This window comes from Sulfurimonas sp. HSL-1716 (genome assembly GCF_039645975.1).
GTDB lineage: Bacteria > Campylobacterota > Campylobacteria > Campylobacterales > Sulfurimonadaceae > Hydrocurvibacter > Hydrocurvibacter sulfurireducens.
Map to the genome: position 1 here is coordinate 1,811,099 of NZ_CP147918.1, position 16,300 is coordinate 1,827,398.

Annotated in this window: 12 protein-coding genes, 1 tRNA gene and 3 rRNA genes; 1 reads left to right on the forward strand and 15 read right to left on the reverse strand. The window is 43.2% G+C overall.

Annotation, left to right across the window (positions count from 1 at the left end):
• Nucleotides 1-88 precede the first annotated feature (88 nt).
• A complete protein-coding gene (metK, locus tag WCY03_RS09200) occupies nt 89-1,246 on the reverse strand; it encodes a methionine adenosyltransferase (protein WP_345992296.1) in 1,158 nt (385 codons plus the stop codon).
• A gap of 156 nt (nt 1,247-1,402) precedes the next feature.
• Between metK and WCY03_RS09205 the strand changes: the two genes are divergently transcribed.
• The gene (locus WCY03_RS09205) at nt 1,403-1,999 is read left to right on the forward strand and encodes a peroxiredoxin (RefSeq protein WP_345992298.1); all 597 of its coding nucleotides are present in this window, start codon (nt 1,403-1,405) and stop codon (nt 1,997-1,999) included.
• A gap of 5 nt (nt 2,000-2,004) precedes the next feature.
• Here WCY03_RS09205 and WCY03_RS09210 read toward each other — a convergent pair whose 3' ends face one another.
• From WCY03_RS09210 to aroQ, 14 genes are all read right to left on the reverse strand, one after another.
• Nucleotides 2,005-3,288, reverse strand: a complete 1,284-nt coding sequence (locus WCY03_RS09210; RefSeq protein WP_345992301.1) for an AAA family ATPase — start codon at nt 3,286-3,288, stop codon at nt 2,005-2,007.
• 115 nt (nt 3,289-3,403) lie between these two features.
• Nucleotides 3,404-3,519 (reverse strand): 5S ribosomal RNA (gene rrf / locus WCY03_RS09215).
• Nucleotides 3,520-3,643: 124 nt separating this feature from the next.
• A 23S ribosomal RNA gene (locus tag WCY03_RS09220) occupies nt 3,644-6,560 on the reverse strand.
• 377 nt (nt 6,561-6,937) lie between these two features.
• Nucleotides 6,938-7,014, reverse strand: a tRNA-Ile gene (locus WCY03_RS09225).
• Between the two features lie 140 nt (nt 7,015-7,154).
• Nucleotides 7,155-8,669 (reverse strand): 16S ribosomal RNA (locus tag WCY03_RS09230).
• The 16S, 23S and 5S rRNA genes sit together here with 1 tRNA gene alongside, the layout of an rRNA operon.
• A 369-nt stretch (nt 8,670-9,038) precedes the next feature.
• Nucleotides 9,039-10,058 carry a tRNA 2-thiouridine(34) synthase MnmA gene (gene mnmA / locus WCY03_RS09235; protein ID WP_345992303.1) on the reverse strand — a complete coding sequence of 340 codons (1,020 nt, stop codon included), beginning with the start codon at nt 10,056-10,058 and terminating at the stop codon, nt 9,039-9,041.
• A gap of 79 nt (nt 10,059-10,137) precedes the next feature.
• The gene (gene fliY / locus WCY03_RS09240; protein WP_345992305.1) at nt 10,138-11,007 is read right to left on the reverse strand and encodes a flagellar motor switch protein FliY; all 870 of its coding nucleotides are present in this window, start codon (nt 11,005-11,007) and stop codon (nt 10,138-10,140) included.
• Nucleotides 11,008-11,011: 4 nt separating this feature from the next.
• Nucleotides 11,012-12,100 (reverse strand): flagellar motor switch protein FliM, encoded by a 1,089-nt coding sequence (fliM, locus tag WCY03_RS09245; protein WP_345992307.1) that lies wholly within the window; start codon nt 12,098-12,100, stop codon nt 11,012-11,014.
• A gap of 1 nt (nt 12,101) precedes the next feature.
• Complete coding sequence (locus tag WCY03_RS09250) at nt 12,102-12,788, reverse strand: RNA polymerase sigma factor FliA (RefSeq protein ID WP_345992309.1); 687 nt, start codon at nt 12,786-12,788, stop codon at nt 12,102-12,104.
• Nucleotides 12,785-13,120 (reverse strand): hypothetical protein, encoded by a 336-nt coding sequence (locus WCY03_RS09255; protein WP_345992310.1) that lies wholly within the window; start codon nt 13,118-13,120, stop codon nt 12,785-12,787. The genes WCY03_RS09250 and WCY03_RS09255 overlap by 4 nt, the downstream gene beginning before the upstream one ends.
• Before the next feature lie 19 nt (nt 13,121-13,139).
• Nucleotides 13,140-14,015, reverse strand: coding sequence for a P-loop NTPase (locus tag WCY03_RS09260; RefSeq protein ID WP_345992312.1), 876 nt, complete (start codon nt 14,013-14,015; stop codon nt 13,140-13,142).
• Entirely contained in the window at nt 14,012-15,286 is a 1,275-nt protein-coding gene (flhF, locus tag WCY03_RS09265; protein WP_345992314.1) for a flagellar biosynthesis protein FlhF, read from the reverse strand. Before flhF ends, WCY03_RS09260 begins: the two co-directional genes overlap by 4 nt.
• A complete protein-coding gene (gene folK, locus WCY03_RS09270) occupies nt 15,283-15,771 on the reverse strand; it encodes a 2-amino-4-hydroxy-6-hydroxymethyldihydropteridine diphosphokinase (protein ID WP_345992316.1) in 489 nt (162 codons plus the stop codon). The genes flhF and folK overlap by 4 nt, the downstream gene beginning before the upstream one ends.
• Nucleotides 15,772-15,779: 8 nt before the next feature.
• A complete protein-coding gene (aroQ, locus tag WCY03_RS09275) occupies nt 15,780-16,253 on the reverse strand; it encodes a type II 3-dehydroquinate dehydratase (RefSeq protein ID WP_345992318.1) in 474 nt (157 codons plus the stop codon).
• Nucleotides 16,254-16,300 lie beyond the last annotated feature (47 nt).

Consider the following 16,300-nt stretch of genomic DNA (forward strand, 5'->3'; position numbering starts at 1 on the left):
CTTTTCTTGATGTAAAATTTATTATAATTACATATATTTATTCTTTCACATAAAAGCGCATTATACGCCTTATGCAAAAGAAAACTTCTTAGATCGAGAGATACTTTTTAATATCTTCCGCTCTGTCTGTTTTTTCCCATGTGAATTCATCCTCTTCACGACCGAAATGTCCGTATGCAGCAGTCTTTCTGTATATCGGACGAAGCAGGTTTAGAGATTCTATGATCCCTTTTGGCGAAAGATCGAATAGATCTGCAACACATTTTTCTATCATCTCTTCAGATACAACGGCAGTTCCATGCGTATTTACCATGATCGATACGGGCTTTGCGACACCGATGGCATAAGCCACTTGAATGGTCGCGCGTTCACACGCACCGGCCGCAACCAAATTTTTGGCTACGTATCGGGCTGCATACGCCGCACTTCTATCGACTTTCGTAGGGTCTTTTCCGCTAAACGCTCCGCCGCCATGAGGACAAGATCCGCCGTATGTATCGACAATGATCTTACGTCCCGTAAGTCCTGCATCGCCTTGCGGTCCTCCGATCACGAATTTTCCTGTCGGATTGATATGATAAACGATATTTTCGCTTATCATATCCTCCGGAATTACTTTTTTTATCACTTCATTGATCATATCTTCATGAATTTTCTCTTGAGATACGTCAGGGGCATGCTGTGTAGATATTACAATAGTCTCGACTGATACCGGTTTGTCATCTATATATTTGACACTTATCTGTGCTTTGCCGTCAGGGCGCAGATAGGGAACCGTACCGTCTTTGCGGACCTGCGCCAAACGCTCGGTCAAACGGTGAGCCAAATATATCGGCAAAGGCATTAAAACATCGGTCTCTTTACAAGCGTAACCGAACATCAAACCTTGATCGCCCGCGCCTATTTCACCGCTTGCCTGATCAACCCCCTGATTGATATCAGGAGACTGCTCACCGATCCCGTTTAAAACAGCAGCCGATCTATAATCAAAGCCATATGTCGCATCCGTATAGCCGATCTCTTGGATCACTTTACGCGCTATTACCTGCATCGGCGCATAAGCCGTTGTTTTCAGTTCGCCTGCAATTACACAAAAACCATTCGATACCAATGTTTCACACGCTACACGTGCTGACGTATCATGCTCAATAATATAATCCAAAATTGCATCACTGATCTGATCTGCCATCTTATCAGGATGCCCTTCTGTTACAGACTCTGAAGTAAAAATATACTCTTTAGTCATCGATTTCCTTTATTGAAATACGAGGTCTTGCCTCATAAGTCATCGTGATTATATCTAAAGGATATTTAAAAAAAAACAATTATTAAAAAAACAATAAATTATTTAATCTTTATAGGGTAAACTTTCTCCATAAATAAATTTTATAAGGAAATAAAAATGTTAGTAACAAACAAAGCTCCGGATTTTACTGCAACTGCGGTTTTAGCAGACGGTTCGATCGTCGAAAACTTTAACTTGATGGAAAATTTAGGAAAAAAAGGTGCCGTACTTTTTTTCTATCCGTTAGATTTTACATTTGTATGTCCTTCTGAGATTATAGCGTTCTCTCATAGAATAGAAGAGTTTACAAGCCGCGGCATTAATGTAATAGGCGTATCGGTTGACAGTCAATTCTCACACTTTGCTTGGAGAGAAACTCCTGTTGAAAAAGGCGGTATCGGAAAAGTAAGATTCCCACTTGTTGCAGATTTGAGCAAACAGATATCAAGAGATTACGATGTACTTTTCGGTGAATCCGTTGCTCTGCGCGGATCATTTTTGATCGATGCGGACGGTACTGTTCGTCATGCCGTGATCAATGACCTTCCTCTCGGACGCAACATCGATGAGATGATCCGTATGGTAGATACAATGCTATTTACCAATGAGCATGGTGAAGTATGTCCTGCAGGATGGCAAAAAGGCGACGAAGGGATGAAAGCTTCAACTGAAGGCGTAGCAGACTACCTTGCAAAACACGAAAACGATCTATAATTGTTTTATAATAAGCCGAGAATCTCGCTTCTCGGCTTATTTTCCATAGTAAATTCCACAGCTTTTTTATCTACAAAAACAAGTTCTCTCCAATCTCTTTTGGGTTTTATCAATATCAGCCTTTTTTGAGACGTAGCACGGGAAAGCGCAACATAGAACTGAGAAGGTGCAAATATCTCATTTGTTTCAATTATCAGATCTTTTATACTCATTCCTTGAGATTTATGTATCGTTATTGCAAATGCCAATACGATAGGATATTGGTAAACAGAAAAAAGCTTCTTCTCTACGCTCTCTTTTTTTCCTTCGTTTTCCTGTTCTATCCAGATAGTTTTATGTTGAGCACTCTGATCAAGTTTTACGATGGTAGAATCACTTTTTCGAATATAAACGTATCTTTCGTCGATATTGACCACCACACCCCGTTCACCGTTAAAATGATTCCAAGAGTTTTTGGTAAAAAGTACGGGAACACCGATCTTCAACTCCAATTCTTTCATTACTCTGGAGTCACTTAAATAACGCTCAACTTGAGTATCTGTAACAGAATCGTCATGTTTTATTATCTCGCATTTTTTTATATGCAGATCACCGTCGATATAAGAAAGCTGTCTTTTATTATGAGAAGAAGCGCTGCTGTTTTTTCCAAAAAGAAGAGTAAAGTTTTTTAGATCTTCGGTAAAAGGTTTTACAAAACTATTCAATATTTCAGCCGAAGAAGTGTCCAATTGACCAAATCTTATACGATTTAATAAAGAGATAAAATCTTCATCATCAATTCTATGATTTTTTGTAAGTTCAATGGTTAAAAAATTTAACTTTGCCCATGCCTGCGACTCAAAAGCAAAATTGACAGATTCATATCCTTTGACAACGGGAGGAAGCTGTAAAAAATCTCCGACTGCCAAAACGGCACCTTTATATTCCGCTTGAAGCAATCTGAATCTTATAAGATCAAATAAAGAGGAACTAATCATAGATATTTCGTCTATTATGATCAGACTTATGCCAAAAAGGATGTTCTTTAATTTTTTACTGATTTTTATCTTGGATGATTGTTCTAGTTCTGAGAGGTTATTACATATGCCGATTTCCAAGAAACTATGCAGTGTCTGACCGTTAATCAATGTAGCTGCCATTCCAGTAGAAGCCAATTTTGCGATCTTTTTTGAATCTTTTTCAAAGGTTTCAATAATCTCATTGACCAATGTGGTTTTGCCGACACCCGCACCGCCGGTTAAAAAAATATTTTGATTGTTATAAAGATGATCTACAACGATATTTTTCAAATATATCTCTTTGTAAGTAAATAGATCGTGATTTTAACATAGTAGTGTTGTATAGAAATTTAAATGTAAAGAGTCAAAGGAAAAAAATAATTTGAAAGGAAGGGTAAATCCGATAACTAGGCGGCGACCTACGTTTCCACACCTGAAAGGTGCAGTATTATCAGCGATGGGAGGCTTAGCTTCTGGGTTCGGAATGGGGCCAGGCGTTTCCCTCTCTCTGTAGCCACCTAGACAATCGGATATAAAAGCACCGGGATGCGCTTATATCCAACTGCTTGGACTTGAGGAGTTTATTATCAAAGTCAACATTTACAACAACAGACCACTTTGCTTATACTAAGTAAGGCAGTGAGCTAAAAAAAAGACGAACGTACTATTAGTACTGGTCAGCTAAACAGATTACTCTGCGTACACATCCAGCCTATCAAGCTTGTAGTCTTCAAGCGTACTTCAGGGAAAGTTCATCTTGGAGTTGGCTTCCCGCTTAGATGCTTTCAGCGGTTATCACATCCGTGCGTAGCTACCCAGCGATGCTCTTGGCAGAACAACTGGTGCACCAGTGGCACGTCCAACCCGGTCCTCTCGTACTAGGGTCAGCTCTCCTCAACTTTCCTACGCCCACGGAAGATAGGGACCGAACTGTCTCACGACGTTCTGAACCCAGCTCGCGTACCGCTTTAAATGGCGAACAGCCATACCCTTGGGACCTGCTCCAGCCCCAGGATGCGATGAGCCGACATCGAGGTGCCAAACCTCCCCGTCGATGTGAGCTCTTGGGGGAGATCAGCCTGTTATCCCCGGCGTACCTTTTATCCTTTGAGCGATGGCCCTTCCACTCAGAACCACCGGATCACTATGACCGTCTTTCGACTCTGCTCGACGTGTTTGTCTCACAGTCAGTCCGGCTTATGCCATTATACTCTACGAAGGATTTCCAACCCTTCTGAGCCGAACTTTGTAAGCCTCCGTTACTTTTTAGGAGGCGACCGCCCCAGTCAAACTACCCACCAGACATTGTCCTCGCACGAGATAATCGTACCAAGTTAGCTATCAGAATATCCAAGGGTGGTATCTCAAGGATGCCTCCGTAAAAACTGGCGTTTCTACATCAACGGCTCCCACCTATCCTGCACATGGATATCCCAATAGCAATGTCAAGCTATAGTAAAGGTGCACGGGGTCTTTCCGTCTTTCCGCGGGTAGGAGGAATTTTCACCTCCACTACAATTTCACTGGATCCCTGGTTGAGACAGCTCCCATCTCGTTACGCCATTCATGCAGGTCGGTATTTAACCGACAAGGAATTTCGCTACCTTAGGACCGTTATAGTTACGGCCGCCGTTTACTTGTGCTTCAATTCAATGCTTCGCAGAGCTAACAAATCCTTTTAACATTCAAGCACCGGGCAGGCGTCACACCCTATACATCCTCTTACGAGTTAGCAGAGTGCTGTGTTTTTGGTAAACAGTCGGGAGGGACACTTTGCTGCGGCCTTTGATCGCTTTGGAGAGTAAATCTCCTAACGATTAAGGCACACCTTATACCGAAGATACGGTGCTAGTTTGCAGAGTTCCTTAACCAGGGTTCTTCCACGCGCCTTAGAATACTCATCTCACCCACCTGTGTCGGTTTACGGTACGGGCAACGGCTGTTCTCGCTTAGAGGCTTTTCTCGGCACGACAGTATCAACGATTCAACCCGCTCTCCGAAGAGATTGGATTGCCTGTCAGGTCTCGGATTCGCGATAAGCGGATTTGCCTGCTTATCATCCTACACCCTTCGAGCCACTATTCCATCAGTGACCTCGTTTAACTCTATGCGTCCCCCCATCACTCAAATGAACAACCGTCGGTATCGGAATATTAACCGATTTGCCATCGTCTACCCCTTTCGGACTCGACTTAGGTCCCGACTAACCCTACGATGACGAGCATCGCGTAGGAAACCTTGGGTTTACGGCGAAGGGAATTCTCATCCCTTTTATCGCTACTCATGCCTGCATGCTCACTTCCAAACGCTCCACCACTCCTTGCCGGTATGGCTTCTACGCTGTTTGGAACGCTCTCCTACCACTCATAGTAAACTATGAATCTAGAGCTTCGGTGTACATCTTAGCCCCGTTATATTTTCGGCGCAGAATCGCTAGACCAGTGAGCTGTTACGCTTTCTTTAAAGGATGGCTGCTTCTAAGCCAACCTCCTGGTTGTCACAGCAACTCCACATCCTTTTCCACTCAGATGTAACTTTGGGACCTTAGCTGCTAGTCTGGGTTGTTCCCCTCTTGACGATTGATTTTATCACCCACCGCCTGACTCCCGAGGTTGCACATACAGTATTCGGAGTTTGATAGGGTTTGGTACCGCGGTAGGCAGCCCTAGCCCTGTCAGTGCTCTACCCCTGTATGCTAATGCTCGAGGCTATACCTAAATATATTTCGGAGAGAACCAGCTATCACTGAGTTTGATTGGCCTTTCACCCCTATCCACAAGTCATCCCGAGACTTTTCAACGTCAATGGGTTCGGTCCTCCACTGGCTCTTACACCAGCTTCAACCTGCTCATGGATAGATCACTCAGTTTCGGGTCTGCAGCATCTGACTATGTCGCCCTATTAAGACTCGCTTTCGCTACGGCTTCGCGTTCGCTTAACCTCGCCAGATACCACAACTCGCAGGCTCATTATGCAAAAGGCAGTCCGTCACACTTATATATAATAGTGCTCCGAATGATTGTAAGCCATAGGTTTCAGGTTCTATTTCACTCTGCTCACCGCAGTTCTTTTCACCTTTCCCTCACGGTACTGGTTCACTATCGGTCTGGTAGTAGTATTTAGGATTGGAGGGTGGTCCCCCCGGCTTCAGTCAAGATAACACGTGTCCCGACCTACTCTGGATCCTGCTGGCTTATCGTCGATTTCGATTATGGGGCTATCACCCTCTATGGCCCATCTTTCCAAATGGCTCATCTATCGACTCAAATACCGTATGCAGTCCGCAACCCCTAGTGCAAGCACCAGGTTTGTCCTAATCCCATTTCGCTCGCCGCTACTTTGGGAATCTCGTTTGATTTCTCTTCCTGAAGGTACTGAGATGTTTCACTTCCCTTCGTTCGCCCCCCGTAGGGTGACATGACTCGCGCCATGCCGGGTTGCCCCATTCAGAAATCCCCGGATCAAAGCTTCTTGGCAGCTCCCCGAGGCTTTTCGCAGCCTAGTACGTCTTTCATCGCCTCTACCAGCCAAGGCATCCACCTATGGCCCTTAATATCTTTTTTTTATATGATACGTTATCCGAACAAAGTCCGAATACCTACGTTAACACTGGGTTTACTTCAGCAGTAAGCTCATCGCACTAGTGCGATTGGACTCTCTGTCGAAGAGAACTTAGCGTTAGCGCAGCCTAAGGAATTACTTCCTTTGGCGTACTATTCTAATTTGCGCTCACTGCCTTACTTAACATAAGACAGCGATCTGTTGTAGTTGTTATTTCAAAAATAAACCTTGTTTATTCTTTACTTTAGTTGACTTTGACAATATTAATTTAATGAACTCTTCTTAGACTTTTAAAGTCTAACACTAAACCTACCTCTGTAGGTCTGGTGTTAAACTTCTTTATTCTCTTCTTCATTTTTCAAGTACTATAACTCAAAAATGGTGGGCCTAAGAGGACTTGAACCTCTGACCTCACCCTTATCAGGGGTGCACTCTAACCAGCTGAGCTATAGGCCCGAGAATAATCGGTCGATATGTGAAATAACATAGATCACTGAAAACTAAGCAAGCAGACAACTGAACAACTAACATTTTTTTCTCGTGTGAGATTTTCTTTATATTGAGCATATCAAACGAATGATATCTCTTTACTCTAGAAAGGAGGTGATCCAACCGCAGGTTCTCCTACGGTTACCTTGTTACGACTTCACCCCAGTCGCTAATTCCACCGTAAGCGGTAGCCCCCCGAAGGTTAGCTTCCCGATTTCGGGTGAAATCAACTCCCATGGTGTGACGGGCGGTGAGTACAAGACCCGGGAACGTATTCACCGTAGCAATGCTGATCTACGATTACTAGTGATTCCAGCTTCATGCTCTCGAGTTGCAGAGAACAATCCGAACTGAGAGACGCTTTAAGAGATTGGCTCCACCTCGCGGTATCGCAACTCTCTGTACGCCCCATTGTAGCACGTGTGTAGCCCTGGCCGTAAGGGCCATGATGACTTGACGTCGTCCTCACCTTCCTCCTCCTTACGAAGGCAGTCTCGTTAGAGTGCTCAGCCAAACTGTTAGCAACTAACGACGAGGGTTGCGCTCGTTGCGGGACTTAACCCAACATCTCACGACACGAGCTGACGACAGCCGTGCAGCACCTGTTTTCAAGTTCCCCGAAAGGCACTACCGTATCTCTACAGTATTCTATCAATGTCAAGGCCAGGTAAGGTTCTTCGCGTATCTTCGAATTAAACCACATGCTCCACCACTTGTGCGGGTCCCCGTCTATTCCTTTGAGTTTTAATCTTGCGACCGTACTCCCCAGGCGGTTCACTTAATCCGTTTGGTGCATCACCGAGATGACAAGCATCCCGACGACTAGTGAACATCGTTTAGGGCGTGGACTACCAGGGTATCTAATCCTGTTTGCTCCCCACGCTTTCACGCCTTAGCGTCAGTTATGTTCCAGGAGATCGCCTTCGCTTTCGGTATTCCTAGTGATATCTACGGATTTTACCCCTACACCACTAATTCCATCTCCCCCTCCCATACTCTAGGCTCCCAGTTTCAAGTGCAGTTCTACAGTTAAGCTGTAGGATTTCACACCTGACTTGACAACCCGCCTACGCGTCCTTTACGCCCAGTGATTCCGAGTAACGCTTGCACCCTCCGTATTACCGCGGCTGCTGGCACGGAGTTAGCCGGTGCTTATTCATGAGCTACCGTCATTATCTTGACTCATAAAAGGAGTTTACACACCGAAATGCGTCATCCTCCACGCGGCGTTGCTGCATCAGGGTTCCCCCCATTGTGCAATATTCCTCACTGCTGCCTCCCGTAGGAGTCTGGTCCGTGTCTCAGTACCAGTGTGGCGGATCATCCTCTCAAACCCGCTACCCGTCATTGCCTTGGTGAGCCCTTACCTCACCAACTAGCTGATAGGATATAGTCTGATCCCAAAGCGAAAAAACATTTCCCGTTTAAGCTTCTGCTTAAAAGGTGTATCCAGTATTAATCACCGTTTCCAGTGGCTATCCCGGTCTTTGGGGCACATTAACTATATATTACTCACCCGTGCGCCACTAATCCTAAGAGCAAGCTCTTATTCATCGTTCGACTTGCATGTGTTAAGCACGCCGCCAGCGTTCACTCTGAGCCAGGATCAAACTCTCCATAATTGAATTATTTGAACCAAAGCCCAAGATAAAAATCATTGGCTTTATTTTTTAAAAAGTATCCATTTAATAAATAGTATTAAATAGACGGTTATGTTATAGTTATCTTTAAGTAAACTTCCGACAACCCTAACTCTCGTTAGCCGTCCCCGTCGTCTACTTGCTTAGTTTTCAATGATCTCAAACGTGAAATTCTTATCTCTCTTTAAATCCCTAAACTTTAGGTCTCTTCGTTTGTGGACGGGAATTATAGGGAAAAATCTATCCATTGTCAAGAGGTTTTTTACCGAATTTTTAAAATTTTCGTCTTTTTGTTGATTTACGTAATTCTTTTGCACTTTTATCAGTGATATTTATGAAAAAATATTATTTTTAAGATATCCAGCCGCCGCCTATTAGCTTGTCCTCATCGTAAAATACTGCGGCTTGTCCTTTTGCAACACCGAACACCGCTTCATGCAGCTTAACTTCTGCAATACCATTGTCTATTTTAACGCTGCACTTTACGGCTTTTGTTCTATATCTCAGCTTTACGGTAGATTCAAAATCGGTTCTCTCGTCAAACATATTAATATCACGCAGTGTGACGCTGTAGCAGGCAAGGTCCTCTTTTTTTCCTACTACGATCTGATTTTTCTTCTGATCTATGCTCACTACATAATGCGGATCATGCGCACCCCGAACGGTAAAGCCTTTTCTTTTGCCGATCGTATAATGCATGTATCCCTTATGTTCGCCCACGACATTGCCGTTCATATCAAGTACTTCACCGGGTTGATCTACCTGCACATAATCTTTTAAAAGATCAACATAAGTATTTTCAACAAAACATATCTCGCTTGATTCTGCCTGAGAAGCAAAGGATTCTAAACCTTCAATGGAAGCCGCAAGCTTTTTAATATCACTTTTTTTACGACTGCCCATAGGAAATAAGAGCCTTGGAACTATTGTTTTATCTATATAGAATAAAAAATAGCTTTGATCTTTTGTATCATCTTGGGCCTGCATAAGATATTTTCCGTCTTGCTGAATATAATGCCCGGTCGCTATGTAATCAGCACCTATAGTATCGGCAAATTTTACCATCTCGCCGAATTTCAAGCTTCTATTGCATAACGCACACGGGTTTGGAGTTTCTCCCGCCTCATACGTTTTGATAAAAGGATCAAATACTTTCTCTTTAAATATATCTTCTAAGTCTACTATGTGGAGTTTCATACCTACGAAATCTGCAGCTTTTTGAGCTCTGGCTTGATGGATCTCATGATAGCCCGGCTTTGTATGCAGGCGCATATAAATACCTTCGACCTCATATCCGTCTTCTTTTAGTATGAGTGCCGATACGGTTGAGTCTATACCTCCGCTCATACCTACCAAAACTTTTTTTTTCATCACTTCTCTTTTTTAAAATAAAATCTATGATGAAATTATAACATTATGCAAAGTATGCTCTTATGGCTTTTTATACCGTTTAAGATTTTAACTGATTGAGTCTTTCTCTTTTCGTACCGATGGTCGTGATCTGTATTCCAAAGTTTCCATCTACGATAACGACTTCACCTTGTGCGATCACATGATCGTCCACCAAAATATCCAGCGGATCGTTTGCAAGCTGATTCAATTCGATCACCGAACCGATATCCATGTTAAGGACATCTTTTAGAAGCATCCTTTTTTTACCTATTCTGACTCTTACAGGTAATTTGACATCGAGTATCAAAGAGATGTTTTTCATATCGCCGCAGTCAAGATTGCTGTTTTCGTTCGATTTTGAAGAGATCGTAGGCGGCGTCAGCTCTTTTGCAGAGCCTTGCTCTTGTCCTTCAGTTTCGGAGCGAAACGATGATTCAAACGTATTATCGGTAATAAGCATCATCAAAGAGTTTATCTCTCCAAGAGTGAAAGTATAGACATACATCTTGCTGTAACTGTCAAGATTTATATCTCCGTCATCTCCTATAAATTCGATATTATCTACTTTTAACGTTATCACCGGCAGCTCTTTTTGAGCACCGAGAGTATTTGATATTGCTCCCATAATATTAGAGACGATCTCTTTGGTAGCATCCAGATCCTCTTCGTTCATATCCTCTTTGCTCTCGCCCTCGCCACCGAGCATCATATCGCCAAGAGCGGTTGCAAGAGCAGGAGACATAGCAACCATGATATTTGCCTCTATATCTCCGCTGACCGCTACTTTTATTAGAGATATAGGAGGCAGGATATTAGAAATTATCGATAACGTCTCCTCCTCTTTTTTCACTATAGATGGAGCTTGTCCGATTAAACTCTCAATTGTAGCTACGGTCTCACGTTCAAACAGCTTAATAAACTCTTCCATCTAATTACTCCTCACCTTCGGTCTCATCTTCATTTATAATATCTTTTGCAATACTTATTTTTGCTTTACGCTGTCTTTCTAAGTTTTCCAACGAGCGCTTCACTGCATCTTTTTCCGTTTTTACGATCTCTGTTATCTGTATGGATTTTCTAAATCTTCTTAGACCGATCTCACCTTTAAACCTCACCTTTCCGTCTACTGAAAGAGTAACTATATCATTGGCATCTGCATCCAAACGTATAATATCTCCGATCTTAAGGTCCAAAACCTCTCTCATATCGAGTTCTGCAGAGCCTAAGTTTGCTTCGATATTTACCTGCGCCCCGCCAAGAAGAACCTGCAGTTCCTGATTTCTGCTTTTTTTGGAACTTGTTTCGTTAAGCATCAAATCTCTGCTTGCCAGTTTCGGTAGAACAGGTTCAAGAGATATAACGGGATAACATATGTTCATCATACCCGAACTGTGCCCGATTATGATCTCCATAACGACCATGACGACGATCTCGTTTTGCGCAACGATCTGAACGACATTGGGGCTTGACTCTTTTGATTCCACGTTCGGATACAGATCCGTAACAGGTCCCCATGCCTCTTTGAGGGTTGACATCATAACGCGTAAAATAGTCTCGAACAAACTGAGTTCTATATCTGAAAACTCCCTTGTGGATTCAAACGGCTCGCCTTTTCCGCCTAAGAGCCTGTCAAGCATTGGAAAAGCGATGGAAGGGTTTATCTCCAAAACGCCGTTGCCTTCAAGCGGTTTCATCGAAAAGACGTTGAAGCTCGTCGGATTCGGCAAAGACATCAAGAACTCGCCGTAAGTCATCTGATCGACCGAATGCAGCTGTATCTCTACGATCGAACGCATGATGGAAGATATCTGCGACGACAATGAACGTGCCATCTTGTCATGGATACCGCGGAATGCACGCAGCTGCTCTTTTGATACACGGTTTGGACGTTTAAAGTCATAAAGCGTTATCTGACGCTGTGAATAGATCTCGTCGCTTGAAGCTTCTTCTAAAATATCCTCGCCGTCATCCACGACGTCGAGCAGCGCATCTATCTCTTCTTGGGAAAGTATATCTGCCATCTTATGCTCCTATACTCTCTTGGATTTTTTTAATCACCGATTTGTGAATCTGTGAGATTCTTGATTCTGTAATATCCAGGATCGAACTGATCTCTTTTAAGGTCAGCTCTTCAAAATAATATAATTGAATCACCATCTGTTCCCGTTCGCTGTATTTTGATAAAACGTCCATTATAACCTCGACAAGCTGTTCCTTCTCGACCCGCTCTAAAGTTTCGCCTTCATCGCCGGTATTGAGCTGGTCTTGAAGAGGCAAGATGGCATATATCGAAGACGCTATGCGGGCTTCGTGTATCTTTTCTTCACTCTCCCCTTCGATCATCTGGGCGAGCTGCGCATCCGTCGGCTCTTCATCATGAGTCAGAAGATACTCCTCTACAAGATAATCGATCCTCTTGACGAGCTTTCTGCTTGAACGGCTCAAAACGTCAAGCGATCTCAGATAATCGAGCATCGCTCCGTAAACCCTTGTTTTGGCATATCCCCAAAACGAGTCGTTTTGCGCCTCATCGTACCTTCTGGCAAGTTTTACGAGCTCTTCTGTTCCTATAGCGCTAAGATCCATGAAATCGACAGAGCTAGGCAGCCTCTCTTTAAGTCTGAACGCCATAGCTTTCACTGCAGGAAGATATGCGATCGCCAGTTCATCCTCTTTGTATTTGAGCTCGTTCTCATATGCATGTATCATGCCGCAGCCTTCATCTCGTCTTGGGTATTCATCTTAGCGGCCACATCCGTGATCTTATGCGCGGTATCGATCACTTTTTCACGTTTATTTATCTCTTTTACGATCTGGTCAAGATTGGACTCATGACGGCTTTTTGCAAAACTGTATGTTCTTACGGAGAGTGTTCGAAAATAAAATGCGACGATCACATGCGAAAACAGATAAAAAAACACGCTGATCAAGAACGTATAAGTAAGCAAGCCGTCGGCGCTGTCGGATTTTAACAATCCAAAAACCAGCCCGATAAAAAAACCCTGCACTGTAAAAAAAGATACAAAATTCGCCGCTAACATAAAATTTTCGCCCCTTTGATCAAAAATGCTGCATTAAACGTCTAAAAAGCCCCGTTAATCCGCTTTCGTTTGATGAAACTAGCACATTTCGTTCCAAATTTTTCGCTATCTCCTTGGCTATCAGCTCTAAATCGACCGCTGACTGCGAAGACGGGCTTACGACACTTACAAGCTCTCTTTGCTTCACGGACATGGAAACTTTTGAGTCTGCGTTCACTTTGCCCAAATAAGCAAGGTTCAAATCTTCTCTTATATTCGACAAAGCGACTTTTTTAATCTTGTCAAATACTGCCGTAGCTTCTTTTTCGCCTCTAACCTGATTCATTATAACAGAAATATCATTTCTCACGGATGAGATGGTCTTGATGGTCGCATATGCATCGGTGATCGCCGCAGGATCGGGAACGGTCACCACTACAACATCGTCCGCCGCATTTAAAAACATCTGGATATGCTCTCCGATCCCCGCGCCGGTATCTATGATCATGACGTCAAGCTTATCGAGTACCTGGGCTTCTTGCATAAATCTTGTAAATAATGCTTCATCGGAATATTTCAGGATTTCATCTCCGCTGTCACCGGGGATAAGAATAAGATTTCTTGTTATAGGGATAAGAATATCTGCGACTTTCGCTTCGCCTTTTAATACATGCAGGATATTCTTTTTTATGCTCACGTTAAACATGACATCCAAGTTCGCAAGACCGATATCCGCATCGAAGATACCGACATTAAGACCGTTTTGCGACAGTATATATGCCAGATTCGAACTGATGGTACTTTTGCCGACACCGCCTTTACCGCTTGTTATGGCTACGAATCTGGTCTTTTTGGATTTCTTGGCTGTCGATGATGCTACCAGTTTTTCCAGCTTTTCTGCCTGATGCCCCATCATAATTTGCTCCGGCTGAATCCATGCAGCAGACATTCGACCAAAAAGTCGCTGTCCGCCACTACCAAATCTTCAGGAACCTCCTGACCGACGGAAAAATAACTGATAGGTTTTTTGGTCTCATATACCAGTGAAAAGATATTCCCAAATCCTCTTGTCTCGTCCAGTTTTGTGAACATCATGGTATCCACGTCAAGCGTTTCAAAATTATCGTACGTCGCTTTTAAATCTTCGTACTTTATAGAGCTCGGCATAACCAAAACGACATCGATATTGAACTCCGTGGTATTGGAGTTCAAACACTCGTATATCTTCTCTATTTTACCTTTATCATAGGGACTTGAGCCCATCGTATCAATCAAAATATAATCGCAGTACCGAAGAGAGTTCAGTGCACTCGAGAATTCCGGCGGATCTACTACGGTCTCGATACCGAGCTTCATCATCCTCGCATACTGCATCAGCTGCTCTACTGCACCTATACGGTACGTATCCAAAACCACAAGTCCGACCTTATATTTTTTCTCCATCAGATACGAGTATCTTGCAGCGAGCTTTGCAATGGATGTGGTTTTTCCGACACCGGTAGGACCTACCAGCATGATCACTTTCTTGCTGTTGGACGTCGGAAGACTCTCCATTCTAACCGGAACCATTTTTCTAAGGATCGATTTAAAATATCTTTTGACGGTCTCTGAATTTTCTCTCATCTTAAGCGGCATATGTTCAAGACTCAGATGCATCATCTCATCGAGATGTTCCTTGTTCATACCGCTTTCCAGCGCCATCTTGTATATCTCTGCGAACTCCGAGGGAATTGCACGGTCTAAATTCGGTGAACGTTCCTGCCAGAACATGTTTTGGATCAGTTTTACCCTGTCTCCGAGCTTTGAGAGTTCGGCTTTGATATCCACGAGCTCCTTAGGCTGAGGTGCTTGCGCAAGCACGGTTTTTTCACCGTTATAGACCTCTTCGTCCGTTACTTTGGCAATATCGGATATCTGTCTTGCCGCACGCGAAATATTATAGTAGACGTCTTCACTGTCCTGTTTTATGGGTTTTTGCATCTCAAGAGGTTTTGTTCTGGTTGTTTGCCGTGCGCTTTTCGTCTGTTTTTCATCCACACCGACGACGATCTCATACAACGGCTCTTTTCCGAGAGCTTTTTTTTGGATCTCGCGAGTCTCGATAAGCATCGCATCTTCACCGACAGCAGCTTGTGCTTTTTTCAATGCTTCTGTCGGAGTTTTACCGCTAAATGTTAAAATCTTCATCTGCTAACACTTGCTAATGGGATCACTACGCTTTCTCTTTTCATCCAGTGGGGATGAGGGATTTTTAAAGACTTCGTATCTATAACTCGGTTGTCAAAAAATAAAATATCCAAATCTAAAGTCCTTGGCGCATTCGCAAAACTGCGTTTTCTTGAAAATTTTTTTTCCAAACGCATTAAATAAGCGAGAAAAAATTTCGGCTGCATCGATGTTGCTACGACTGCAACGGAGTTTAAAAAGTCATCCTGTTCCAAATAACCAAAAGGCGGATTTTTCAAAATCGGCGCAGTTTCTAAAACCTCGACCCGTTTATCTTTCTTAAGTTTAAAAAAAAGATGATTAAATCTTCTTAAAACATCACCGACATTTCCGCCGATCCCTATGGTGACCCTGTATCTATGCGATGAAGTTTGTTGTTTTTTATATGGAAAAAATGCCGTATAGATAAGCGTAAGCTTTTCACTTAAGGCATATTTTTTCACCATATCTTTCCTTACGCCTGCTGTGTTTTTTGAGCTTCCTGCATCGCTTTTATCTCATTGAAAAGCTGAAGCATCCCTACCATCGCAAGGTGGTAGCCAAACGGTCCGAAACCGACAAGTGAAGAGGTGCAGACAGGTGCTATAAGGTTCTTTTGACGAAACTCTTCACGACGGTACGTATTGGATATATGCACTTCGATGGCAGGGAGAGAGACTGCGCTCAAAGCATCGCGGATAGCTATGGACGTATGCGTGTATGCCGCCGGATTTATGATGATCCCGTCAGCCTCGCCGTAGCACTCTTGAATCTTGTCAACCAGTTCACCCTCTAAATTACTTTGAAAAAACTCTATCTCCACACCGCTTTGTGTTGCAACATCTTTCATTTGAGCATGAATCTGCTCCAACTTCATCGGTCCGTAAAACTGTTGTTCACGTGTTCCCAACATATTTAAGTTCGGTCCTTGGATCACTACGATTTTCATTTTTTACCTTTTTTTTATTTTATATACTTTAATTAAGCGCCCATTTT

Excerpts from the sequence above, each read along its gene's own strand:
- WCY03_RS09205 (WP_345992298.1), top strand. The coding sequence starts at position 1,403 with ATGTTAGTAACAAACAAAGCTCCGGATTTTACTGCAACTGCGGTTTTA.
- WCY03_RS09250 (WP_345992309.1), bottom strand. The coding sequence starts at position 12,788 with ATGATACATGCATATGAGAACGAGCTCAAATACAAAGAGGATGAACTG.
- WCY03_RS09260 (WP_345992312.1), bottom strand. The coding sequence starts at position 14,015 with ATGATGGGGCATCAGGCAGAAAAGCTGGAAAAACTGGTAGCATCATCG.
- metK (WP_345992296.1), bottom strand. The coding sequence starts at position 1,246 with ATGACTAAAGAGTATATTTTTACTTCAGAGTCTGTAACAGAAGGGCAT.
- fliM (WP_345992307.1), bottom strand. The coding sequence starts at position 12,100 with ATGGCAGATATACTTTCCCAAGAAGAGATAGATGCGCTGCTCGACGTC.
- WCY03_RS09255 (WP_345992310.1), bottom strand. The coding sequence starts at position 13,120 with ATGTTAGCGGCGAATTTTGTATCTTTTTTTACAGTGCAGGGTTTTTTT.
- mnmA (WP_345992303.1), bottom strand. The coding sequence starts at position 10,058 with ATGAAAAAAAAAGTTTTGGTAGGTATGAGCGGAGGTATAGACTCAACC.
- aroQ (WP_345992318.1), bottom strand. The coding sequence starts at position 16,253 with ATGAAAATCGTAGTGATCCAAGGACCGAACTTAAATATGTTGGGAACA.
- flhF (WP_345992314.1), bottom strand. The coding sequence starts at position 15,286 with ATGAAGATTTTAACATTTAGCGGTAAAACTCCGACAGAAGCATTGAAA.
- fliY (WP_345992305.1), bottom strand. The coding sequence starts at position 11,007 with ATGGAAGAGTTTATTAAGCTGTTTGAACGTGAGACCGTAGCTACAATT.
- folK (WP_345992316.1), bottom strand. The coding sequence starts at position 15,771 with ATGGTGAAAAAATATGCCTTAAGTGAAAAGCTTACGCTTATCTATACG.